Source organism: Weissella paramesenteroides (assembly GCF_036327715.1).
Classification (GTDB): domain Bacteria; phylum Bacillota; class Bacilli; order Lactobacillales; family Lactobacillaceae; genus Weissella; species Weissella paramesenteroides.
This window is the reverse complement of the sequence record NZ_CP130559.1, coordinates 143,783-168,297: the sequence shown is the minus strand read 5'-3', so window position 1 is coordinate 168,297 and position 24,515 is coordinate 143,783. Positions and strand designations below refer to the sequence as shown.

The window sequence follows — 24,515 nt, the reverse complement described above, 5'->3', positions numbered from 1 at the left end:
TATTAATTGAGTACTTGTTGCCAAATAGTTGCCATCTTATTATCCGAAAATGCTTGGGCTTTATCATATGCTGCAACAGACATTTGTGTCCATAAATCATCATCAAGCAATAGCTCCGTAACTTTTTGAGCCATCGCCAGGTTTGAACCATCAGGGACAATGTAGCCATTAACGCCATCTTCAATCAATGCGTGCGCACCATATGGCACATCAAAACTAACACTTGGTACACCATAGCTCATCGCCTCAACCAAGTTCATCCCCAAGCCTTCACCAACCGATGTTTGTAAAATAACTTGGGCTTGTTGGTAAGCTTTCTGCAAGACCGCTTCTGATACATAACCACCAAAAGTAACCCGATCAGCAACATTTAACTTAGTTGCTAACTCTTGCAACTCATGCATAATTTCTTGTGTTGCTGCATATCCATAGTATGTCAATGTTGCATCTGGCACAGTTTTAACAACCCGTGCTAAAACTCGTAATGCCTGTTCTGGACGTTTTTCAGAGGATAAGCGGCCAACATAGAGCAATTGATGTGACTGACGCTCAGACAACGTGACACGTGGTTGTGCTAGTGTTTTTTCGTCAACAACAACGTCCGGAGCAACTTTAATATTTAGTTGCGGATAACGAGTCTGCAAATCTCTTTGTTGCGCAATCGTGGGCACCAAAATAGCTGTAAATGCTTGGCCATATCGTTCTAATACATTGAGATATGCCGGATATAATTTACCTCGAACTGGCTGCTTTGTATCGCTGGTATGAATATCATGTAAATAGGCAAATTTATGATTTGTTCCCTGAACACCAGCAATAATATGATCTAGGCCACGCCGGTCTGAAATTAACGTTGTCTCAGACTGTTGACGAGTAATTTCATTTAAAAAGAATAAGAATAGTTGCTCTTCTGTATTAAACCGATAATCATGACCTAAATAATCAATCAATTTGTACATGCTTGGTAATAATTGACCATTTATATTCATGTGAGTGACTTCAAGAACTGATTCACCAGCTAAATTTAAAAATTTTTGCACTGCTAATTGACCATCTGGATGAAAGTAATCAACTGATGATTTAAAGCCACGCCAATCAAAGTTTTCCCGCACAGTTAAATTATCAGCTCGATCATAGTACAAAATATCATTAACTAATCCGACTGTTGCTGGCATCACATTTATTTTTGCCACGACACGACCAGCATCTTCAAGGGTTGAATAGTTTGGCCCATGACCAACAATATGGTACTTATCAAGTGGAATTTGTGCTAACAAACGTAGTGGCTGCTCTTGTCGTTGTACATCTGTTGTCCCCTGAAAATAATCATACATGTTTAATACTTCAGTCGCATGCAATCCGACAGCACCGGCATCACGACTTAAAAAGCGATTATAATCTCGCGTAACATAAGTTGCCTTACCCAACATACCTTGTTGCGCTATCCGATTAAAAAACTTCACACGCTGCGCTTGTGCATGTTCAGTTCCTGAATTATAGGCAAATATATTTTCACTAACAAAGTAATACATTATTGTTGTCCTCCCTGATAACCTGGCATTGCTGCAAGCTTCACTGGCCAACTTTCTTTAGCATCTGCCAATAATGATTGCCATGCTGCCCAAACAGATGCTTCTGAATATCGTTCTGCTGAGTCATAGGCACCTGTCATATATTTATCAGCTAACTTAGGATCACGAAGCACTTTTAAAATTGCTTGAGCCAATGCCTGATAATCACCATATGGCACAACTGAACCGTTAACGCCATCTTCAACAATTTCATTTGGTCCATAATTAACATCATATGAAAACGCAATTAAGCCATGCGAAATTGCCTCCATAATTGCCAAATTAAAACCTTCCATGCGCGAAGTTAAGCCATACATCATGGCATTATTCTGAACCTGATCAATATCCGTTGTGTATCCCTTTAAGGAGACAACATCTGACAAATGATATTCTTCAATTACTTGTTCCACTTCACGACGCGCCTTGTAATTATCGCTCGGATCAGGGTAACCATATAAGTCTAAAGTAACTTGTGAGAATTCCCGATGTACAATGCCAATTGCGCGCACTAAATCGTCCAAATGCTTTTCCCAGGCAATCCGTGCAAAGACAACCATTTTGCCAAATTGTCGTTCTGCGATTGGTACTCGCGGAGCGTCCAACAGGCGTTCGGGTACAATCCCAACTGGAATGGTAAACAACTTTGTCTTCGGCTGAAAACGCGCTCGAACATCAGCTGTTTGCTTATATGTAGCTGACACAACCGCATCATACCCATCAATATTATGCAATGAGAACTCGTAATTATTATTCAATAATGGTGCTGCTGGATTTTGGGCATCTGCGGTATGCGCATTATGCAAATGAAATACTGTATACGCTGGCTTTTTAAGGTGCAATAGCCCCCAGTCTCCTAAGTGTGCACGGTCTGCAATGAAAACATTCGGTTGATCAAATGACCAATAATCATCATTCAGGCAGTCAAAGAAATACTTCGTTAATTCTGCTAAAGTATCAAATTGGTAAACTTGGTCATTACGATCAATCAATCGCCATCCTGTTTTAATGATTTCACCACGCATGGTCTTTTTATGAAATGCTTCTATTACTGTACGACCGGATGGCGTTTGCCAAGTTTCAGTACCTATTTTATTGTCAGGTGTATACCATTGTTGTAGCGATATAAATCCTCGTGAATCATAATGATCGACACGATAAAGGTTATTAAAACCATCAAACCACTCAACAGATTTCACTTGACGGTCAGCGTCAACATTATAGTTCACACGTGCAACTAATTGTTCATTTGATTGCACTAAATAACGTGACTTTTCTGCATCATCAGTCATTCTGATATTTAAAACACCAAACTCGATATCCTGTACTTGTACTTTTTTCGCTGCAATTTGCGTTGCCTCTTGAAAGTAATCAAACATATTAATCAACTGATCGTCAGCAATGCCTGCATTATTAGCATTAATATGCGCATTCGGATCCCAATCACGTAAGACCACCATGACTGGTTCCTCGTTTTTATTAAATAAATCCAATCGTTTCAATTCAGCATGCTCAATACCTGACTTTTGTTTCGGCATGGTTGCATTAATAAAAAAATTCATTTGTTTCGCCTTTCAGAAGTTGGGACAAAAGAAAATGTTCCAACTTTTTTGCTAAAAATATCTTAATTAAAAGCATGTCAGTTTGATAGCATAAACGTTTTCCAAAAGTCTGAAGACTCAATGTAACGCAATTTACGCAAACTGTGACCACAATCGCACAATGGCTTGTGTACCTGCATCGGCTAACTTATTTTCATCTGCCAACTTTGAATAAAGTTGTTCAGCTAATGCTGTCATTGGTAAATCGAGCTGCATTTTTTGCGCCTCATCTAATGCAATGCGTAAATCCTTAATAAAATGCTTCACATAAAATCCCGGTGCATAATCAGCAGCCAAAATACGTGGTCCGTAGTTATCTAACGACCAATTTTGCGCAGCACCACCACCTAATGTTTGCAAAACTTGTTCAACATCAAGGTCTGCCGCCTTAGCATAACTCATGGTTTCCGCCATTCCTAACATCGTCCCTGCCACCATAATTTGGTTAGCCATTTTTGCATGCTGGCCACGACCAGCACTACCAAACAAGGAATTGGCTTTTGAAATAACTTGGAAAATTGGCTGTAACTCATCAAAGGCTGATTTTTCACCACCAACCATGATCGTTAAGGTGCCATTTTTCGCACCAGTATCCCCACCTGAAACAGGTGCATCCAAGACCGTTACCTGTTGCTTAGCACCCGCTTTAGCAAGTTCTGTGGCCAAAGTAGGTGTTGAAGTTGTCATGTCGACAACGATTTGACCAGCATGGGCACCTGCAAAAATACCGTTCTCACCATAAAATTGACTTTCAACATCTTTTGGATAGCCAACCATTATCATAACAACGTCTGCAGCTTGAGCAATTTGCCGTGGTGAATCTTGCCAAATTGCACCATGATCAATTACTGTTTGTGCATGCGCCTTCGTACGATTATAAACATAGACCTCATAGTTTGCTTGCAATAAATTATTGATAATGCCACTTCCCATGACACCTGTACCGATAAAGCCAATTTTCATCTCAAACGCCCCCTGTTTGTTATATTGCTTCTATTTTACCTTGACTGACTTAAAAAATAAAAAGGCTATTACTAAAAATATTTATATGCTACAAAAAAGAGATTGGCACAAAAAAATGTTCCAACCCCTTTAACTAAAAATATACTAATCAGCAAATACAACTTGACCATTTTCAAAAGCTGCAATGCGTGCTAATGACTCAACATGAACACCTTGATCATCTAACATTGCGCGACCCTTTTGGAATGTCTTTTCAACGACAATACCGACACCAACCACTTCTGCTTGGGCAGCTTCAGCAATTTCCATCAAACCAGTCACTGCCTGTCCGTTTGCCAAGAAATCATCTATTAGAAGAACTCGCTCACCTTCGTGTAAGAAACGCTTATCGATCATCACGTGATTTGTTTCTTGCTTTGTAAATGAGTAAACATCAGCAACATATGATTCGGCTGACAACGTAATTGACTTCTTCTTACGTGCAAAAACCATTGGTACATGTAGTGCTAATGCTGCAAAAACAGCTGGTGCAATACCTGATGATTCAACAGTTAATACCTTATCTACCTTTTCATCAGCAAATAAGCGGGCAAATTCTTCACCCAAAGCTTGCATTAACTCAGGATCAACTTGATGGTTCAAGAAATTATCAACCTTTAATACGTCTTCACCTAAAACACGGCCGTCTTGCTTGATGCGATCTTCTAAAATTTTCATGTCTGCTAATTAACCTCTTTCTCACGTCCTGGTAGCAAAATGTTTAACAACACTGCTAACACTGACGTTATAACAACTGAATTTTGAATAACTAATTTTACTATCTCTGGTAAGTGTTGGAAAATTTGTGGATAAACCGTAACACCAATGGCTGCCCCAATAGAAATTCCAGCAATCATCAAGTTTCGTTCAGCATTGAAGTCAACTTGTTTCAGAATAGTAATCCCCTGTACACCGATTGTACCAAATAGAATAATCATTGCACCACCCAAAACAGATGATGGAATAATTGTTGCTAAGGCACCAAATTTTGGTAGCAAACCAATCAATAGCAAAATTAATACTGCATAATAGATTGGTTGGCGCGTCTTGACACCTGACAAACGTACAACACCAACATTTTGTGAGAATGTTGAATATGGGAAAGTATTAAACAAACCTGACAAAATAACGGCTAATCCTTCAGCACGATATCCTTTGGCCATATCTTCATTCGTTAGCTTACGACCAGTTAAATCAGCTAGTGCGAAGTACACACCAGTTGATTCCATCATTGATGTTAAGGCAACAATCATCATCGTAATCATTGCTGACCAGTGGAAAGTTGGTGTTGCTAGGAAAAATGGTGTTGGTAGATGGAACCAAGATGCCTCAGCAACTGGTTGCAACGATACTTGTCCTAATAATCCCGCAAAAATTGTTCCAAGAATAATACCTAGTAAAATAGCAATGGACTTTATGAAGCCCTTAGCAAAAATAGTAAATAATAAAATAATAAGAATAGTTACTAATCCAATTGATAGATTAGTTAAACTTCCAAAACTTTTTGCAGCGGTATCCCCACCACCCCAATTTTGGAAACCTACTGGAATTAAAGTAAATCCGATAACTGTAATTAATGAGCCTGTCACAACTGGTGGAAAAAATTCACGCAAACGTGCAAACAATCCACTAATTAGAAAGACAAAAATACCTGCAGCAATTGTGGCACCATACATGGCACCAATGCCTAATGTACTACCGATATTGATTAATGGTGAAACTGTCTGTACAGCTGATCCAATCACAACCGGCATCGCAATTCCTGTATACCGTGTGCCTTTGATTTGGAATAATGTTCCAATCGCTGTCATAAAAATATCAGCTGAAATTAAATAAGCCATTTGTTGGGCATTAAAATGTAATGATGCTCCAATTAACAATGGCACTAAAATACCACCAGAATACATTGCCAGAACATGTTGTAATCCTAAAATAAGATTACGTAATTTACCAAAACGTCCTGTCGATGTTCGTGTGCTCGACTCCATAACTAAACTCTCCTCCAATATAGAAACACACGTAACCACTATCCCTATAGATATTTGGCAATAAAAAAACACCCTAACACGCAAAAAGCATGCAGAATGGGTGCATCAAAATATCAAAACACTATCGGTAGTCCATCTCTTGGGAGAAGGGTAGGAACTCGTTGGCCATTCTCCAACAATTATACCGACAGTGATTACGTTTTAATTATTATGTACTTAAATATAACAGACATTCTACCATTTGAAAACAATAATATTCGTCATTAGCTGATTTTTGCGGATATCAAAACCTCACGAAATCGACCCTTTGTTTAAAATTCTTATCTTTTATCAGTAAAAACCATTGACAATGTGGGGTAATGTTTTATATTTTAGCGTGAGTGGAAGTATATTGTGGGTTTCATTGTTGTCTAACAATTAAGGAGGATGCGTGTGAAAGAATTTAAAATTCAAAGTTTTGTACTGATTTTAATCTCTTTTATCTTAGGTTTTAGTGAATTTATTATTATTGGTATCCTTGATGATTTATCAAAGGAATTTTCGGTGAGCGTCGCCACAACGGGCTATCTAGTGACGATTTTCGCCTTAGTTTATGCTATAAGTACACCGATTATTACGTCTACTTTACGGAGTAACTTGTATCATGCCATGCTTGTTTTGGCGCTAGTCTTTACATTTGGGAATGCTCTAACAATCATAGCTCCCAATTATACGGTACTCGTCATCTCACGGATTATCGTCGCCATCGTTTCTGGGGCACTCGTGTCATTATCAATGACCTTCGCGACCGTTATTGCACCTATGGCAAAACGAGCCTGGTTAGTCAGTTGGATTTTTTCTGGGTTTAGCGTTGCATCTGTTTTTGGTGTCCCCTTAGGAACATGGATCAGTACAACGTTCGGCTGGCGTTTTACTTTTATTACCATTACCCTGTTAAGTATTATTACCGTATTATTGATTATCAAAACACTACCTCATAATTTGATGCAGAAGAAACAAGGACATATTCTGCAACAATTTGTTATGTTTAAAGATCCGAGAATTTATCTAAGTGTTTTCATTCAAACATGTAGTTTAGCAGGTGTGTATGTCTTTTATACTTACCTACGACCAATTTTTTCAAAAACATTATCGTTTGATCCTGGTTTAATTACTATCTTACTAACCCTTTTTGGTGTTATGTCTCTAATCAGTAACCAGGCTAGTGGTCGTATTGCGGATAATAAAGGACTACGTTTGATGCCGGTACTCTATCTGATTGAATTTATTGTCCTCATCACCATGCCGATGCTTCTTGGTAATGTCTGGTCAGGTACTGTTGATATTATGTTGGTTGGTATTTTGATGTATCTCGTGAATTCACCCTTACAATTGCATATTATGGGCGTGGCTGAAAATGACTATCCGCACTCATTAGTGTTAGCTTCTTCAATCAATTCCATTTTCTCAAATTTGGGTATCTCATTAGGATCCGCAGCTGGTGGTCTGGTTGTTTCAAACTTCGGACTCAATAATGTTGGTATTGGTGGCGCAATTTTCACCGCATTTGCCTTAATTTCAACGATTATGTTAAATAAAGTCAACGCGGCAAAGCAAACTGTTTATTAAGCATATTTTGGATTTACTAAGAATCACAAAAAAGACGGCTACTCAATTGATTTGGGTAACCGTCTTTATTTTTTGTTAAAAGAAATAAGTTAGATCCGAAGCGACCGATGGATAAGCATACAATTGCTTGGATACCGTCTCCTTCGTTAAACCTTGATTAATTGATGAAGTTAAGTAGTTAATTAATTCGTCAGCATGACTACTCAATACAGATGCACCAACAAGTTGCCCATCATGATTCAAAACAGTTTTCACGCGTGCTGCAGGTTCACCTGTTCGATATGATGTATACCAATTAGAAATATCTAAATCATGCACGGTATAACCATTCTGATTGGCTGTTTCAGTTGTCACACCTGTTTGCGCCAATTTTGGTGTACCGTACACAACAACTGGCACTGCCGGATAAGTAATAGGCTGTGACTGACCTAAAATTTCATTGGCCGCATGCTTCGATTCAAATGAAGCAAGTGGCGTAATTTTAGAAACTGGTGAGTTAGCAACATCCCCTACTGCGTAGATATGCGCATTGCTTGTACGTAAGTGCTGATCAACTAAAACACCCTTCTCTGAAAATTGTACATGTGCCTTATCTAAATCTAACGTATCATGATTACCAACACGACCAGCTGCTCGAACAATTAGTCCAGCCGACAATGTATTACCAAAACTTAACGTTGCTTCTAATCTATTATCAGTCGATACAATTTCAGTAACTTCCGTCCCAAAATACATTTGCACACCACGATCATCTAGTTGGTCCATTAAAGAATCAACCATGGTTTCATCGAATGATTTAAGCAGTCGATCACCACGAACAACCAAACTGACCTTTGCACCAGCTGCAGCAGCGATAGAAGCAAACTCAATCGCAACAAAACCACCACCAATGATGACAACTTCATCTGGTAATTCTGGTAAGCTTAAAAATTCTTCAGAGTCGACTGTTAATTCAGAACCTGGAAATGATAAGTTTGCTGGGCGTTGTCCTACTGCAATAATCCAATCTGTTGCTGAGACTGTCACAGTCTCTTGGCCACCCTGGTTAATTATTGCTGTTTGTTCATCGATAAATGTTGCTTCTCCAGCGATATGATCAATGTCACTTGCCGTTAATGATTGCTCAGTTCCTGTCGAAATTCCCTTTGTATACTGATTCTTACGAGCCATTAAATCTGGCCAGTTAATATTAACTTGACCATCAATTCCTGAACCAGACAAAAATTCAGTTGATTCCTTCGCTTCAACCGCCCCCAATAAAATTTTCTTGGGATCACAACCATAGTTCGGACATGTCCCACCCCAAAGATATTTTTCAATGACGACAACTTGTTTACCCGCATCGTGTAACTGATGAGCAGCTGCTAATCCCGCGGGACCTGCACCAATAATTGCAACATCATACTGTTTTGTTTCACTCACTGGTTTCATACCATCCCTTCATAAAACATTATTCGATACTATTATCGCAAATTTTTATTAGATGTAGGGTAATAATGTTTGGGCAAAGTGTTCCAAGTCAGCTTTATCTTGGTCAGTAAATCGATTAAACGTTATCGAATCAATATCAATCACACCGATTTTTTCACCATTTTCTCGTGTTAATGGTACAACAATTTCCGCATTTGATGCTGAATCACAAGCAATATGCCCTGCATGTTGATGTACATCATCAACGACGATTGTTTCTTGACTTTCATACGCTTGTCCAACAACACCTGAACCTGGCTTAATGCGAACAACTGCTGGTTTTCCTAGGAATGGTCCTAAAATAAGTTCATCCTGTTCATGGTCATATAAGTAAAATCCCGCCCAATTTACAGTAGCTAAGTTTTCATATAAAATCGCTGCAGCATTTGCTAAATTTGCTAGCGGAAATTCTTCAGATTCCTCACCTGTAATCCACGATGTCAATAACTGCGAAAGTAATGGTGTTGCTGTTGTTTGTTCTGTCATATCTTTATCCTCCAAATTAAAAAAGTCCCTAATAAGAACTTTTGTTCTTATTAGGGACGATGTCTCGTGTTACCACCCAATTTCATCTATCTGATACCAAACTGATACCAAATAGATCTCTGCGTTTGATTAAAACTGGGAAGATAACGATTCCTACCGTGATAATAGCTTTCACTGATCATCATTCTCAGAGTTCATCTTCATGTCACTTGCCAAACACTTTTCCATCAACCAAGTGCTTTCTATATTGGCCAAATAACGTTACTCTTCTCATCATAGAATTTTAAAAATTCAATTGACCATATCATATAAATTACCTGACTACTTGTCAATCATTTTATGAGAATTCTTTAATTTTATACAGACTGTGCTAGCCAATCCATTACCTGTTGTGGATTCAAACGCTCACCATTACCAATATGGTCAACTTGTTTGCCATCCTCAAAAAGAACAAAAGCAGGAATACCCATCAATCCTTGTTCTTGCGCAATGGCTAAGTTTGCATCACGATCGGCATCAAACCAGTTAATACCTGCAGAAGTGACACTTTTTTTAATATCTTTAACGAAAGGCTTGATAGCTTTGCAGTCACCACACCAATCAGCTTGCAAGAACATCACTTGCTTACCAGGCTTTGCGATTTCTTGGCGAATTGTTTCATCATCATTTAACTCTGGTTGATAAAATTCCATGTTCATGCCCTCTTTCACTTATTTATAGTAAGAATATCAACTATCTATTCATTAGTCAATGATAGCCTCTTTGAGTATGAACGATTAACCACCAAATCGCAACCAATTTAAATAACTAAACCTCACGCAATCGTAGATCTTGTACTCGTGTTTGCCCAATAACACGTAGGAAACGATAATAGAACCAAGCAAGCACCGCTGGGATCGCAACCCCGAAGACAATCAACAAAATCAAGCCTTGCACATTATGTGCTGCCAACCAAAGTGGTGCAATCAATGAATTCAATCCCAATCCAGCCAAAGCATATGGTACTTTAAATCCAAAGCCAACAACTGCGATTACTGCCGTCACCATCGCAATTGCTGCTGGCCCAACTGCTAGAATTGGACGCTTTAGCAAATTAGCAAATTGTACCTTAGGTGTTACCAAGCCTTGCGCAATATTACCACCGATGGTGTTTTGGTCATATGACATTGCTGTGAATGAAACAAAGGAGACGGTCGTACCAATCAGTGCCGCACCAGATGACATAGGATCCAACTGAACGGCGATTGCCAAAGCAGCTGATGAAGCCGGAGTCATCAAGAACACAAACCAAGCAAATGAAACAACCAATGAACCAAGAACTGGATTAACTTGCATGGTATGTCCTAGCGCACCACTCACCCAATTTAGTGCTGGTGTTGTCACAGATGCCAATGCTAAACCAGCGATTGAACCAACCATTGTTACCGCAAATGGTACCAAAACCATATCTAATGGTGTTTTCCCAGTCATCCATTTTCCCAACATCGCTGCAACGACACCTGCCAAAACAGCTGATACTGGTTGACCTGACGTCATAATTTGTGAACCAGCAGCTTGTGTTGCCACCCAACCAGTAGCTGTCATCGTATGAGCCGCAACACCCGATGTAAAGTAAACACTGTTCGCACCAACAGTAGAAGCAATCATTGTTGCCCCAATAACCAATGTTGACGTACGCATCATCACCGCAATAGCCATCCCCAAAGCAGGTGCTAATAACTTTTGTGCAATATTCCCAACTTGTACCAATGCATCCCAATGAATGGTTGTACCAACTGTATTAACCAACAGACCAATTCCTAAAAACACCAACACCGTATTTGAAACACCTTGCGAAACTAGGAAAACATAATCCTTGGCTGTCAATTTCTTTTCTTGCTCTTGTCCTTGCACCATAACACCTGCTCCTTTTTCTTTTGGAATTGAAGATACAAAAAACCGCTAGTTGGAAAAATCCTAACTAGCGGTTCACGAATAACAATTCAGTGATAAACTAGTCGGCCCCTTTTTAAGGCCGACACAAATTGCACGACCCTTTTAGCTGATAATAATCAAGTCTAAAATTAAGCCGCGTAATAACGCATTGTTTGTGTTGTTCATCATTGTCTTTGTCATACGATTTATCTCCGTTTTTGTTTGATGTCCTTTATTATGCACCTAAAAATTTGAATGTCAACACTTTATTTTAATCTTATTTTAATAATCTTTCTTTTAGCTCATTTAAATAATGCTGAATATACTGTCATAATCAACTTTCTTAATTTATTTTTTAAGTTTAGCGACTAAAATAACTCACCAATCATTACTTAAAAAATTGAACAAGGAGGTCCTGCTTATGAGCGTGTTTGAACAACCAATTTTAGATGCCATTATTGTTTTCCCAATTATCTGCCTAATATTATATCTACCGTTTATGTTTTATCAGTATCGTAGATATGATCGTGTGACACTTTGGCATACCATCATGACATTTAGTTTTATTTTCTATCTAACAAGTGCTTTTTTCGTTGTTAATTTACCATTGCCTTCTGAACGGTATATTCAACACTTAATCGCCATTGATTACCCAACCATGAACCTTGATCCACTAAAAATAATTAAGTCATTTATTTCAAGTAATCCACTTTTGCATGGTGGTAGTTTAATTGCCGGTCTAAGTGATGCTACTGTTAGTCAAGTTGTTCTCAATATTTTTCTAACCGTGCCATTTGGTATTTACCTACGTTTTTACTACAAAAAATCATTTAGAACCACATTGCTGCTCACTATCTTGCTAACCTCTTTCTTTGAAATAACCCAGCTAACTGGACTTTATCATATCTACGCTCGTCCATATCGCTTATTTGATGTCGATGATTTAATTCTAAATACCCTGGGTGGTGTGATTGGTTGGATTTTTGTACCACTACTTGATAAATTAATCCCTTCTCGTGAGCGAATAGAGCACTTAGTGATCAATAATCGGGATCGTGTGACCTTTATTCATCAGACACTATCCTTTACACTCAATATCACACTGAACATTCTTATTTGCATCTTGCTACATAGCTTTTTCCCAAACCACTTAGCAACCATTAACTTTTTCGCAAATTTATTGATTTGGGGAATGATACCCGCATTAACATCAAGTACAATTGGACAGCAACTTATTCAAACGACAGTAAAAACAGCGCAACAAAAAAATTGGCGATTAATCCTACGTAATTTATCATTGATTAGCTGTATTAACTTTGTGCTACCAACATGGATGACCATGCTAGGACGAATTATTTAATAATGAAAACCCACACGTGGCACAAGGATTAATTTAGAATATAAAAAAAGCGGGTGAGACAAAAATAATGTCTCACCCGCTTTATGTTTACTTAATTTTTTATTCGAACAATTGCTTCTTTATGATAGTCTAAATATCATTCTCCAAAACCCAATGCTGTGGTTCTCTTTCAACAAAATCACCTTGTACGCCTAGCTGTTGTCCTTGATACGGTTCATAAGTAATTGGTGAATCAAGCTTGGTTGTTGGAACTGCAGACAACAAAGACTGCGTATATGGATGTAACGGATTTTGATAAACTACCCTTGTCGGACCACTTTCAACTATTCTTCCTTGAAACATAACTAAAATTCGGTCACTAATATAATTCACAACCGACAAATCATGGGCAATAAACAAGAAAGTCAGGTCACGTTTAACACGTAATGATTTGAGTAAATTAATTATTTGCGCTTGGACTGAAACATCCAATGCTGATACGGGTTCATCCAAACATAAAATACTAGGCTGAACCGCTAAGGCACGGGCAATACCGATTCTCTGCCGTTGACCACCTGAAAATTCATGCGGATAGCGATCAATAGCATTTTTCGGCAAACCAACTGCCTGCAACAAATCAATAACTTGCTTTTCACGATCAGCTTTATTATTAGCAAGTTTAAAATTATCAATTCCTTCAGCAATAATCTCACCAACTCGAAGTCGAGGATTTAAAGAATCAAAAGGGTTTTGAAAAACCATTTGAACTTGTCGTCGAAATTCCTCACGTTGTTTTGCATTAAAACGTTTCACATCCGTTCCCTTATACTTAACTTCTCCACTCGTTGGTGATAACAAACGTGTTAAAACACGAGTCGTTGTTGTCTTGCCACTACCTGATTCACCAACAAGCCCTAAAATCTCACCCTGTTTAAGGGTAAATGAAATATCTTTAACAGCATCCCGTGCGTTTTTCTTTTTACCAAATGTTACCGTCAAATGCTGAACGTCAAATACTGTATCGTCAGTCATAAAACTTTCTCCCCTCGGTCATTTGTTCGAATTGCTGCCAACGTTCTTTAATTTCTACTGGTGGCTCATATGCCGGTGAACGATTATCCAATAACCACGTTTTAGCAAAGTGAGTTGAACTAACTTTAAAAAAAGTAGGTTCTTGATTAAAGTCAATGGCTAGTGCATACGGATTACGTGCAGCAAAAGCATCCCCCTTTGGAGGAAAACGTAAATCTGGTGGATTTCCAGGTAAAGTAAATAATTGATTGTTACCCACTTTATCTTCAGGTACTGCTTCCAACAACCCCCAAGTGTAAGGATGTTGCGGGTTATAAAAGATTTCTCGAGTTTTACCAATCTCTATAATTTTCCCGGCATACATAACTGCCACCCGATCGGCTAAGTTTGCTGCAACGGCCAGATTATGTGTAATAAAAATAACGGATAGGTTCAGCTCTTTTTGCTGTTGTCTTAGGAGTTTTAAAATATTTGCCTGTGTCGTGACATCCAATGCAGTTGTTGGTTCATCAGCAATCAATATATCAGGCCGTGAAATCAATGCCATTGCAATCACTATTCTTTGCAGTTGTCCTCCTGAAAATTCATGTGGATACTTACGATAGGCAATTTTTGGCTCTGCAATACCAACAGCAGATAGCTGCTCATAGACTTTCTTCTTTGCGTCACTTTTATTGATATGTTGATGGGCAATTGCTGCTTCCAAAATTTGTTTTCCCACTCGCATTGTCGGGTTTAAAGCACTTAGAGCATCTTGAGATATCAATCCAATTTGTCTGCCCCTAACTTGCTGCAACTCTTTTTTAGATAAACTCAAAATATCTCGATCAAATACCTGTAAATAATCTGCGCTGACTTGACTCTTCGCAGGTAACAAACCCATTAAGGCGTGCATTGCGATTGATTTACCAGAACCTGATTCACCGACGATAGCTAGTGTTTCTCCTTGATACAAGTCAAAATCAATGCCGCGAGTTGCGTAAAGAGGTTGCCCCGCAACATCCAGCGTAACTTGCAAATTTTTGACAGTAACTACTTTTTCATTCAAAATTTCACCCCTCCGCTAATAAACGATTTAAAAATTCTAGTACCATTAGCAGACAAAGATTTAACCCCACAAGTCTAAGAAGATTAAACATGAAAGGTGATCCAGTACGATGTAGCAATCGCTTAATTCGCTGACCACTTTTAAAAATTGTTTTTTTGTCACTAGTGTTAGTAAGCAAATATATTGCTAAAATCAGCAATAATAGCCCAAAGGTTACAGAAAAGATGCTATTCATTGTCCAAATTAAATAAATGTATGAAAGGTGATGATAAATTTTTAAGCTCATAAATACTGCAATTAAACTCCCCAAAATAAGAGAGCCTATAAAAATTCCCATCGTTTTCACTTTTTTGTTTTCATCAAGCAACTTAAACAAGCTCCTTTCTAAACACTATAACGTGGATCAAGAGCATCACGAATGCCATCACCAACAATGTTAAAAGCCAATACAAGCAAAACCAAAATAACAATTGGAATATACAATTGATAAGGATGTTGCAACATCTGCTCTTGTCCGACTGAAATCAAAATACCTAAACTAGTATTTGGGGGCTGTAATCCTAACCCTAAGAAACTTAAACTAGCTTCAGCAAAAATATTATCTGGAATACTTCGTCCGATATCTAAAATTAAAATGCTCATCATATTTGGAACAAAATGCTTTAAAGTAATTTTCCATAAAGGAGTATTTAACATCTTAGCTGCCGTTACATAATCCAAATTTTTCAACTGTTTAACTAACCCACGAGTTTGTCTAGCTGCTCCTGCCCACGAAGTGACAGCAAGGGCAAATAACATAGTGATCACACCATTACCTAAAATTGCCATCAAAATCATAGTAATCAAAAGGCTTGGAATTGAATTAAAAATTTCAATAATTCGTAACATGATGGCATCCGTTTTTCCACCAATAAAAGCCATGGTAACGCCATAAATAGTACCAAAAACTATCGACAGTGCAGTACTTACAATTGCCACCATCAATGAAACTCTTACCCCCGCAGAAGCACGAACAAAAATATCTCTCCCTAAACGATCAGTCCCAAACAAGTGTGACAAACTTGGCGCTTGATTTTGTAATTCTGAATTGATTCTATTTGGATCATATCCGTAAATTGCTCCTCCAAAAATTGCAATCAAAACTATCAAACACAAAATGATTAGCCAAATCGTACTGATACGTTCACTAAAAAATTTTTTTGCAAACTGCCTACTAAAACTGACACTAGTCGTTGCATTATTTTCAGACTCCTCTTGGGAAAGAACTTTTCTTTGTGCAACAGTTACTAATCGAAATTCTGTTTCCGCCGTTGCATTAATATCTTGACTCATTGACTCATCCCCTCTATTCATCAACTAATTTTATACGTGGATCAACTAACGTATAAAAAACATCCGTTACAAATAAGGACACAATATAAATTGTGGCTAAGAAGACTGTTTCACCTAAAATAATGGGAACATCCCGATTTGTTAATGCCTGGACGAAAAACTGTCCAATACCAGGAATCACAAAAATACTCTCAATAAAAACCGAACCAGTAATACCAAAAGCAATCGTTACTGGTAATGATGTAATCAAAGGAATAAATGCATTGCGAACCACATGATGCATAATGACCTTCCTACCTGAAATTCCCTTAGCATAAGCGGTCTGAATATAATTACTACTTAAAACATCTAGCATAGAGTTCTTCAAAAGACGGGCGTATGCCGCGATATAGCTCATGCCCCCAGCGATAGTTGGCAATATTGTATACGACCAACCGCCCAACCACATTTGAGAACCTTCTGGCCATCCAATGATTGGAAAAAGCCCCAATTTGCCACCGAAAAAACTTTGTAGTAACAAACCCAATACCAGGCTAGGAACCGATATTAACAAAAGACTAATAACAGTTACTGAGCGATCAATCCAGGTATTTTTATATACCGCGGCTAGGATTCCTAAAAGTAGTCCTAAAGGAATTCCTATGATCATTTGTTGTAATCCCAACCGGGCAGATGCTGGCAACTTTTCTTTTAAAGCACCTGATAAAGTTTCACCTGGTGTCACGATTGATTCACCAAATTCACCATGTAGCATATTATTAACCGTTATAACATAGCGTTCTAATACTGGCTTATCCAGGCCAGAATTTTTGTATACTTGGGCACGTGCTTCTTCTGGTAAACGATCTGTTTGCGCTGATAATGCATCACCCGGTATAGCAGCTAGTAAAAAAAACGTTGCAGTTGCAATCAGAAAAAGAGAAATTAGTAATTCTACTGCGCGCTTTGCAATCATTCTCAACAAGATTCTATTTCCCCTCTCCCGATATAATAATTATTTCTTATATGCATATACATAGTTGTATGTTGGACCAAATACAGGCGTCTGCAATCCCTTCACAGATGAAGAGACAAAAACCTTTGTTTTCGGCACGGTAGTTGGTGCGACACCAAAGTCTTTAGATACCAAAATCTTTTCTAATTGTTCATAAATTTGAAGACGTTGCTTGGCATCTTTGGTATTCTGCAATGTCGCAAACAACTTATCGTATTCATCACTCTTATAACCACCAAAGAAACGCTGGAAGCCATTATTAGATGACCAGAGTGATAAGAATGTTTCCGGATCATTATAATCACCATACCAACCATTTGAGAGTAGGTCATAATTCCCTTTATCTCGCTTAGAAACAAATGAAGCAGTATCCGATTGTGAACTTGCTTTCACTGTAACGCCTAATTCATCTTTAAATTCTTGCTTTAAATAAGATATTAAATCAGCGTCATCACTACTATCGTTTGTCGTCAAAAATACTAATTTTACTCTACTCAAATCAGTTGACTTTCCTAACTCTTTTAACCCTTCTTGGAATAGCTTCTTCAATTTAGTTGATGAGTTATATTCCTTTTCAGGCTGTGCCAAAATATTACCAGCTGACTTACGGTAATTTGTCGTACCGACAGTCACACTTCCAGGAATATACCCTTTTGCTGGTTGCTCTTGACCATCACTTAACACCTTATTATATTTTGTACGATTAATTGCCAGACTGATTGCTTCACGAATCTTAGCATTTTTCAACAAGCCTTGTGTACCACCTGTTTTTTGATTAAATACTAATAAGTTGGTTCCAGATCCCAGCTGACTTTTGACATTCACCTTGCTACTCTTTGCTGCTTTTTTATAATTTAGAGCATCGGTACCAGAAGCAACGACTGAATCCAACTGACCAGACTGTAGTAGTGAGGAAACTGTTGATGACTTTTCAGTCGTAATATACTTAACCTTATTAAGCTTAACCTGCTTGTTATTCCAAAACTTTTTATTTTTAGTTAATACAATCTTATCGTCAGTCTTCCACTGCGTAATTTTGAATGCACCATTAGATACCTGATCTTTCCAATCCGTTTTCCATTTTTTATTTCCTTGCTTATTAATCAAATCTAAGCGAACCGGATAAAAGGCGACATTAGAATACTTTTTCAAAAAATTTTCAGTTGGATGAGCTAGTGTAATCTTAAATGTTTTCTTGTCGGGTGCAGAAACACCTACTGATGAAGCTGGTGCTTTCCCAGTATTGTATGCCTCGGCATTTTTAATATCATAACCAAGCGTGGCATAGGCAAACCCATTTTTAGGATTCAACTCTCGTAAAGCTGAGTCAACATAATTTTGAGCAACTACAGATTTACCATCCGACCACTTAGAATTACGTAAATGGAATGTATACGTCAGTCCATCCTTAGAAATTTCATATGACTTAGCCCCTGCCAATTCAAGTTTATCCTTACCATTCTTTGAGTTAATACGAAAAAGGCCTTCTTGCGTAGCGTTTAGGATATCAAATTCATTGGCATTACGAACGTCATTGACGTCGACTGTTGTTGGGTCTGATTTTTCAACCAAGTTTAGTGTTTTTTTATCTGAATCAGCACTGACATTCTGCACACCACCACCTATAAACTCTACCGTTGGAAATATAATTGCAGTAACTAGTAATAAATTTTTCACATTATGATTAATTCTCATCTTAATTTCCCCTCCTCATCATATGTATTGCCACGTATAATCATGGTATTTTTAACGACGAATACGACAATAAAAAAGTCCTTACTCAATATGAGTAAGGACGAAAATTTCGTGGTACCACCTTTATTTATGATCCAAAGATCACCTCAAAAGCTCAGACTAATCAGTCTTAACATCGGATAATAACGGATCCTACCGTAAGTGTCGCTTGCACGCACTTATTACTACGAGTTCATCTTCACTATGCCTCAGGTTAGCTTTTTTCACCAAACAAGCTTCTCTGTATACCTTAATCACAATTACTCTTCTCGATTTTTGCAATTTCATTTAAATTCATAACATAAAGGATATAATTAAAACCAAAACATATACAACCATTGAATTAATAGTGACATTAAAAATACCTTAATTGGTATTATATAATCTTTATTAGAAAAATCAAATTTATTTTTAATGTTATTTACATTTATCACAAAAATAAATCCCTCTGAAGTGGTAAAAACACCATTCCAGAGGGATTACAGACAACCTCAACTAATTAAGATTAATTTTTTACACATTAACTTTCTATAAACCAACAAGCATCAGCAGGCTACTTTACAACAGCAACAGCCCACTTCTTTTTACCGCGCTTAACAATCACATATTTACCATCATACTTATCAGCAGGATCGATAATTGCATCTTCGTCTTTGATTTGTACACCGTTAATACGAACTGCACCATCCTTAACCGAGCGACGGGCAGCTGTCTTTGATTTCTCTAAACCAGCTGCAACCACTAAGTCTAACAAGCCGATTTTATCATTTTCAATTTCAAACGTTGGCACATTTCCTGCCAAGACAGCAACTTCATCTGTTGACAAAGATGCCACATCAGCATTACCAAACAAAACATTTGTCATAACTTCTGCAGTATGCATTGCTTCTTCACCATGTACAAATGTGGTTACTTCCTGAGCCAAACGACGTTGTGCATGACGGGCAGCAGCGTTTTCTGATAATTCGGCTACGAGGTCGTTAATTTCTTCTTGTGACAAGAAGGTAAAGTACTTTAACATCTTTTCAACGTCAGCATCGGCTGTATTTAGCCAGAACTGGTAAAACTCAAACGGTGTGGTCTTTTCAGGATCTAACCATACTGCACCACCTTCAGTTTTACCAAACTTGGTACCGTCAGCCTTCAACAATAATGGGACCGTTAAGCCAAACGCAGGTGCCTCGCTGTCAACAAGCTTATGGATCAAGTCAACCCCATTGGTAATGTTTCCCCACTGGTCAGAACCACCAATTTGTAGGCGTACATGTTCGCGCTTGTATAACTCGTAAAAATCAATCGCTTGCAAAATTTGGTAAGTAAATTCTGTGAACGAAATACCTGCCTCTAGTCGTGAGGCCACAACATCTTTTGCCAACATTGTATTCACTGAAAATAGTTTACCGTAATCACGAAGCATCCCCAACAATGACATCTTACCTAACCAATCGTAGTTATTAACGATTGTAAATTCATTTTCACCAAATAGTTTAACCATTTGGGCGCGGATTTTTTCGACGTTAGCTGCCACATCTTCTTGTGACAATAATTTACGTTCTGATTTCTTTCCTGAAGGATCACCAATTGAACCAGTTCCACCACCAACAACAATGACCGGCTTGTGACCAACTAGTTGAAATCTCTTTAAAATCATAAAGGGAATCAAATGTCCAATATGCATTGAATCACCAGTTGGATCAATTCCCACATAAAGACCAATTGACTCCTGACTGATTAAATGACGTAACCCATCTTCGTCAGTAACTTGATTAATTGCTCCACGCCAAGCTAATTCATTTAAAATATCTGCTGCCATTTGCTATTCCTCCAATTTGTTTATGTATGTACTTTAAAAATGATGGATTAAATCAAAAAGCGCCCTAACCAAGAATTTAATCCTGCTTAGGGCGCTGTTAAACGCGGTACCACCTAAATTGTCACCTATGTGACCACTTATATCCTCGTAACGTGAGGACCTCGCTCATGCACTGTACTGACTGTAATTCGTTAATTGGTTTGATTAGTTCACAGCAGCCACTAATTCTCTGAATGTCCACCAATTTTTCTACTGAATGTCATACACGATAAAACGATTATAGCATAATTTTTCTAGGAATGACCATTTTTAAAAGCAAAAGAAAAGAGGCCTCTCTCACTAAATGAGCGCAGGCCTCTTTGTGCATAAGCGGACCACCACGTACCGCTTATACGTTTTCACCATATCATGTTAACGGGCACCACCCCATTAACAATCCCCTTTTGTTCTAAGAATCCCGTCTTAGAACTCCTTCCGCCTTGTTGAGGCTCCTTCACAACCTCAACAAAACCATTATCGGACAGCAAGGCATTGCACCTTCCATAAAGGCGGCCCTAGGACATCACCCCTTGGCCAACTGCATCCCCGATAACAGTAATTATTATAGCATATTTTATTTAAGGTGAAATGTTGGAAGAACGCTAATTCCTGTTTGTGTCGCAAATTCATCTGAAACGGTAAATGTTTTATCTGAAAAGTCGGTCACTGCAGGCAAATTTTCCGCAGTTAGTCCCGATAATGCCAATGCTTGGGCATCCCATTCATCGGTAACCAAATTATATAGACCAGTTCGTGCAGCATATGCTCGCGAAGTAATATTTTTACCAAATAAACGATAAATGATGTAACTTTGTAAGCTCATATAATGTGCAGCCTGTTCATATACATCTGGTTGTTCGTTCTTCAACCATAAAATTAAGACTAATGGCGTCGTGTCTAATAGGGATAACCCCATTTTACGTTGCAGTTGTCCGGTAACCCCATTCATCGTTAACGCATCGACGTATTTTTGTGTATCTTTCCCATAAATCACTGGCATTAATGATGCAAAATCCTTATCAAGTGGCATTAAACCATCGATGGAAATTTCTGAAAGGATAACTTCCTCAATTTTAGATGTTGGACTGTCCAACAATACTTCATTAGCTTTTCTAATCGCGCTAATCATCTGATTAAAAATTTTATCTGGTGTGATGGCTGCACGTTCTGTATCTGTCGTTGATACCGGCAATTCAACTTGATGTTGTGCATTATTTTCATCAATAAGTGTCGTTTTAATTGATAACAAAGATACATCAACTGTTAGTGTATATTTCATAATAACTCCTCTAAGTAATACTATTATTATACGCTAGTACGACAAAAAAAGAGAGCGAGACAAAAGTTGTTTTGAAGCCGGTGTGTAACGTTGATTTACGCTATTTTTGGCCGTAGCAGAGCGAAGGACAGGAATGGCGTAAATTGCGTTACATTGAGGCTTCAGACTTTTGGAACGCGTTTAAGAGCGAGATAAAAGTTGTTTATGCTATAAAATTGACATACTCATAACTAAGGCATTTTTAGCAAAAAAAGAGACTGACACATTTTAATGTCTCAGTCTCCACTTTCACAATCAAAAATATTTTATAGGTCGGACAAAGTAAAAATTACTTTGCAGCGTCCATAGCATGTCCACCGAATCCGTTACGTAATGCTGACACAACCTTACCAGTAAATGTGTCTTCTTGTAATGAACGGTAACGCATCATTAATGACAAAGCAATAACAGGTGCTGGTACTTGCAAGTCCAATGACTCTTCAATCGTCCACTTACCTTCACCAGATGAGTGCATAACACCTGAAATCTTGTCTAGCTTAGGATCCTTTGAGAATTGCTCTTCAGCCAATTCCATCAACCATGAACGGATAACTGAACCGTGGTTCCACAACTTAGCAACAGCTTCGTAGTCGTAATCGTATTGTGAAGCTTCCAAAACTTCGAAACCTTCAGCAATAGCTTGCATCATACCATACTCAATACCATTGTGAACCATCTTCAAGTAGTGACCTGAACCTAATTCACCAGTGTATAGGTAACCATCTTTTTCAGCAATGGCTTCGAACAAAGGTTCGATAGTCTTCCATGCTTCAGCGTCATCTCCACCGATCATGAAGTTTCCACCGTTACGAGCACCTGACATACCACCTGAAGTACCCGCATCAAAGAACTTGATACCTGCAGCAGAAGTACGCTTGTTTTGCTCCAAGTTATCCTTGTAGTTTGAGTTTCCACCATCGATGATGATGTCGCCAGCGTCTAGCTTTTCGATCAATGTATCGATTGTTGAGTTAGTTGGCTTACCAGCTGGAACCATTACCCAAACAACTTTTGGTGATGGCAAAGCTGCCAACATGTCGTCTAAGTCAGTAACACCAGTAACAGCGTCTGAATATGAGTCAGCTTCCTTTACTGAATCTGCACTCAAATCATAAGCAACTACCTCATGACCATTATCAACAGCATTTTTTACCAAGTTCAAGCCCATCTTACCAAGGCCGATCATTGCGAACTTCATGTCTGTACCCCTTTTTTCCTTTTGTTTTTTCTCTACTCCATTATTATAATGCAAAAGTTTTTCATAATGCAAGCTTTTTGTTGTAAAATCTTTTCATAAGCTATTTGAGTTTGTTCAATTTTGTGACATAATAAGGTAAAGAAGGAGAAATTATGGCACAATCAGGATTTGCTCGAATACGGTCAATGCGTGACCAATTAACTGGATCAGATAATAAAATCGCTGCATTCATCTTAAAAAACCCCAACGAAATTCGTTCATTAACCATTCAAGAGCTGGCTAATGCCGTTGGCTTATCGACAGCAACCGTTTCCCGATTTGTTAAACGGGTTGGTTTTGGTTCATTTCGTGAATTTTCATTAAGTTTGGCTAGCGTACCCGCTCCCGAAAATAGTTTTTTCGGCGAAATTGACCAAACTGATGACCAAAACGAAATTGTTCAAAAAGTATTTAGCGGGGCAGAAAACGCCCTTGAAGCAACCGTAAACCTTATTAAAGCAGACGATTGGTCACTAGCAACTGACTGGTTGATCAATGCACAACACGTCGGTTTATTTGGTATCGGTGGTTCATCTATTGTCGCTTTAAATGGCTACCATAAATTTTTAAGGACACCCTTGCACATTGAACAGCATCCCGACTATGATGTGCAATTAATGCAAGCTGTTCACATGACTGAACAGGACGTGGCAATCGTTATCTCTCATTCAGGTCGTAATCACGGCACATTAAATCTTGCTAGACAGTTAAAAGCAAACAACGTTAAAATCATTGCGATTACAGGATACCCAAAGTCTGAATTAGCAAAACTCGCCTCATTGACTTTAGCTAGTGCAGCAGAGGAAGTTAACATTCGTAGTGAATCAATGTCATCTTTAATTGCCCAATTAACCATTATGGATAGTTTATTCACGCTGGTTGGTGTGCAATTAGGAGATAAAACGCAAGCTGTTGTAGATAAAATACGCGTAACAATTGAAGATAGTCGTGAGTAATATCTGTTTAGAAAACACTTATATTATATATAAAAA

The 24,515-nt window shown here is 38.2% G+C and carries 20 protein-coding genes, 1 pseudogene, 1 riboswitch and 2 other annotated features; of the genes and pseudogenes, 3 read left to right on the top strand and 18 right to left on the bottom strand.

Features of this window, described 5'->3' with window-relative positions:
• Positions 1-2 precede the first annotated feature (2 nt).
• The 5 genes and pseudogenes from QRX23_RS00795 to QRX23_RS00775 form a co-directional block, all read right to left on the bottom strand.
• Positions 3-1,532, bottom strand: a complete 1,530-nt coding sequence (locus QRX23_RS00795) for a glycosyltransferase (RefSeq protein ID WP_330155597.1) — start codon at positions 1,530-1,532, stop codon at positions 3-5.
• The gene (locus QRX23_RS00790) at positions 1,532-3,130 is read right to left on the bottom strand and encodes a glycosyltransferase (protein WP_330155596.1); all 1,599 of its coding nucleotides are present in this window, start codon (positions 3,128-3,130) and stop codon (positions 1,532-1,534) included. The genes QRX23_RS00795 and QRX23_RS00790 overlap by 1 nt, the downstream gene beginning before the upstream one ends.
• Positions 3,131-3,262: 132 nt before the next feature.
• A pseudogene (locus QRX23_RS00785) lies at positions 3,263-4,135 on the bottom strand (NAD(P)-dependent oxidoreductase); the annotation flags it as partial.
• Positions 4,136-4,276: 141 nt separating this feature from the next.
• Positions 4,277-4,849 carry a xanthine phosphoribosyltransferase gene (locus tag QRX23_RS00780; protein ID WP_150191619.1) on the bottom strand — a complete coding sequence of 191 codons (573 nt, stop codon included), beginning with the start codon at positions 4,847-4,849 and terminating at the stop codon, positions 4,277-4,279.
• 5 nt (positions 4,850-4,854) lie between these two features.
• Complete coding sequence (locus QRX23_RS00775) at positions 4,855-6,159, bottom strand: nucleobase:cation symporter-2 family protein (RefSeq protein WP_251939568.1); 1,305 nt, start codon at positions 6,157-6,159, stop codon at positions 4,855-4,857.
• Between the two features lie 108 nt (positions 6,160-6,267).
• A riboswitch (purine riboswitch) is annotated at positions 6,268-6,366 on the bottom strand.
• 225 nt (positions 6,367-6,591) lie between these two features.
• Between QRX23_RS00775 and QRX23_RS00770 the strand changes: the two genes are divergently transcribed.
• Positions 6,592-7,767, top strand: a complete 1,176-nt coding sequence (locus tag QRX23_RS00770) for an MFS transporter (RefSeq protein ID WP_330155595.1) — start codon at positions 6,592-6,594, stop codon at positions 7,765-7,767.
• 75 nt (positions 7,768-7,842) lie between these two features.
• Here QRX23_RS00770 and QRX23_RS00765 read toward each other — a convergent pair whose 3' ends face one another.
• From QRX23_RS00765 to QRX23_RS00750, 4 genes are all read right to left on the bottom strand, one after another.
• The gene (locus QRX23_RS00765) at positions 7,843-9,198 is read right to left on the bottom strand and encodes a dihydrolipoyl dehydrogenase family protein (protein WP_330155594.1); all 1,356 of its coding nucleotides are present in this window, start codon (positions 9,196-9,198) and stop codon (positions 7,843-7,845) included.
• Positions 9,199-9,246: 48 nt separating this feature from the next.
• Positions 9,247-9,723: a GAF domain-containing protein gene (locus QRX23_RS00760; protein WP_330155593.1), complete on the bottom strand. Its 477-nt coding sequence runs from the start codon at positions 9,721-9,723 to the stop codon at positions 9,247-9,249.
• A 49-nt stretch (positions 9,724-9,772) separates the two neighbouring features.
• Positions 9,773-10,009, bottom strand: a binding site (T-box leader).
• Positions 10,010-10,079: 70 nt separating this feature from the next.
• A complete protein-coding gene (locus tag QRX23_RS00755; protein WP_040761032.1) occupies positions 10,080-10,415 on the bottom strand; it encodes a thioredoxin family protein in 336 nt (111 codons plus the stop codon).
• A 115-nt stretch (positions 10,416-10,530) separates the two neighbouring features.
• Positions 10,531-11,619: a PTS transporter subunit IIC gene (locus tag QRX23_RS00750; protein ID WP_330155592.1), complete on the bottom strand. Its 1,089-nt coding sequence runs from the start codon at positions 11,617-11,619 to the stop codon at positions 10,531-10,533.
• Between the two features lie 439 nt (positions 11,620-12,058).
• On the opposite strand from QRX23_RS00750, the gene QRX23_RS00745 reads away from it, so the two are divergent.
• A complete protein-coding gene (locus tag QRX23_RS00745) occupies positions 12,059-12,997 on the top strand; it encodes a VanZ family protein (RefSeq protein ID WP_330155591.1) in 939 nt (312 codons plus the stop codon).
• Between the two features lie 129 nt (positions 12,998-13,126).
• Here the strand turns inward: QRX23_RS00745 and QRX23_RS00740 are convergent, their stop codons facing one another.
• From QRX23_RS00740 to gnd, 9 genes are all read right to left on the bottom strand, one after another.
• On the bottom strand, positions 13,127-14,008 hold the full coding sequence (locus QRX23_RS00740; RefSeq protein ID WP_330155590.1) for an ATP-binding cassette domain-containing protein: 882 nt from the start codon (positions 14,006-14,008) through the stop codon (positions 13,127-13,129).
• Positions 14,001-15,056 carry an ABC transporter ATP-binding protein gene (locus QRX23_RS00735; RefSeq protein ID WP_330155589.1) on the bottom strand — a complete coding sequence of 352 codons (1,056 nt, stop codon included), beginning with the start codon at positions 15,054-15,056 and terminating at the stop codon, positions 14,001-14,003. The genes QRX23_RS00740 and QRX23_RS00735 overlap by 8 nt, the downstream gene beginning before the upstream one ends.
• Before the next feature lie 4 nt (positions 15,057-15,060).
• Entirely contained in the window at positions 15,061-15,423 is a 363-nt protein-coding gene (locus QRX23_RS00730) for a hypothetical protein (RefSeq protein ID WP_330155588.1), read from the bottom strand.
• A 17-nt stretch (positions 15,424-15,440) separates the two neighbouring features.
• On the bottom strand, positions 15,441-16,388 hold the full coding sequence (locus QRX23_RS00725) for an ABC transporter permease (RefSeq protein WP_330155587.1): 948 nt from the start codon (positions 16,386-16,388) through the stop codon (positions 15,441-15,443).
• 13 nt (positions 16,389-16,401) lie between these two features.
• On the bottom strand, positions 16,402-17,343 hold the full coding sequence (locus QRX23_RS00720) for an ABC transporter permease (protein WP_408068652.1): 942 nt from the start codon (positions 17,341-17,343) through the stop codon (positions 16,402-16,404).
• Positions 17,344-17,382: 39 nt separating this feature from the next.
• Positions 17,383-19,077 (bottom strand): peptide ABC transporter substrate-binding protein, encoded by a 1,695-nt coding sequence (locus QRX23_RS00715; RefSeq protein ID WP_330155585.1) that lies wholly within the window; start codon positions 19,075-19,077, stop codon positions 17,383-17,385.
• Between the two features lie 93 nt (positions 19,078-19,170).
• Positions 19,171-19,402, bottom strand: a binding site (T-box leader).
• Positions 19,403-19,669: 267 nt separating this feature from the next.
• Complete coding sequence (gene tyrS / locus QRX23_RS00710; protein WP_330155584.1) at positions 19,670-20,929, bottom strand: tyrosine--tRNA ligase; 1,260 nt, start codon at positions 20,927-20,929, stop codon at positions 19,670-19,672.
• 613 nt (positions 20,930-21,542) lie between these two features.
• The gene (locus QRX23_RS00705; RefSeq protein WP_330155583.1) at positions 21,543-22,247 is read right to left on the bottom strand and encodes an FGGY family carbohydrate kinase; all 705 of its coding nucleotides are present in this window, start codon (positions 22,245-22,247) and stop codon (positions 21,543-21,545) included.
• Positions 22,248-22,575: 328 nt separating this feature from the next.
• Positions 22,576-23,484: a phosphogluconate dehydrogenase (NAD(+)-dependent, decarboxylating) gene (gene gnd / locus QRX23_RS00700; protein WP_140837312.1), complete on the bottom strand. Its 909-nt coding sequence runs from the start codon at positions 23,482-23,484 to the stop codon at positions 22,576-22,578.
• 152 nt (positions 23,485-23,636) lie between these two features.
• Here gnd and QRX23_RS00695 point away from each other — a divergent pair, with 152 nt between their 5' ends.
• Complete coding sequence (locus tag QRX23_RS00695; RefSeq protein WP_330155582.1) at positions 23,637-24,479, top strand: MurR/RpiR family transcriptional regulator; 843 nt, start codon at positions 23,637-23,639, stop codon at positions 24,477-24,479.
• The last annotated feature ends 36 nt before the right edge of the window (positions 24,480-24,515 follow it).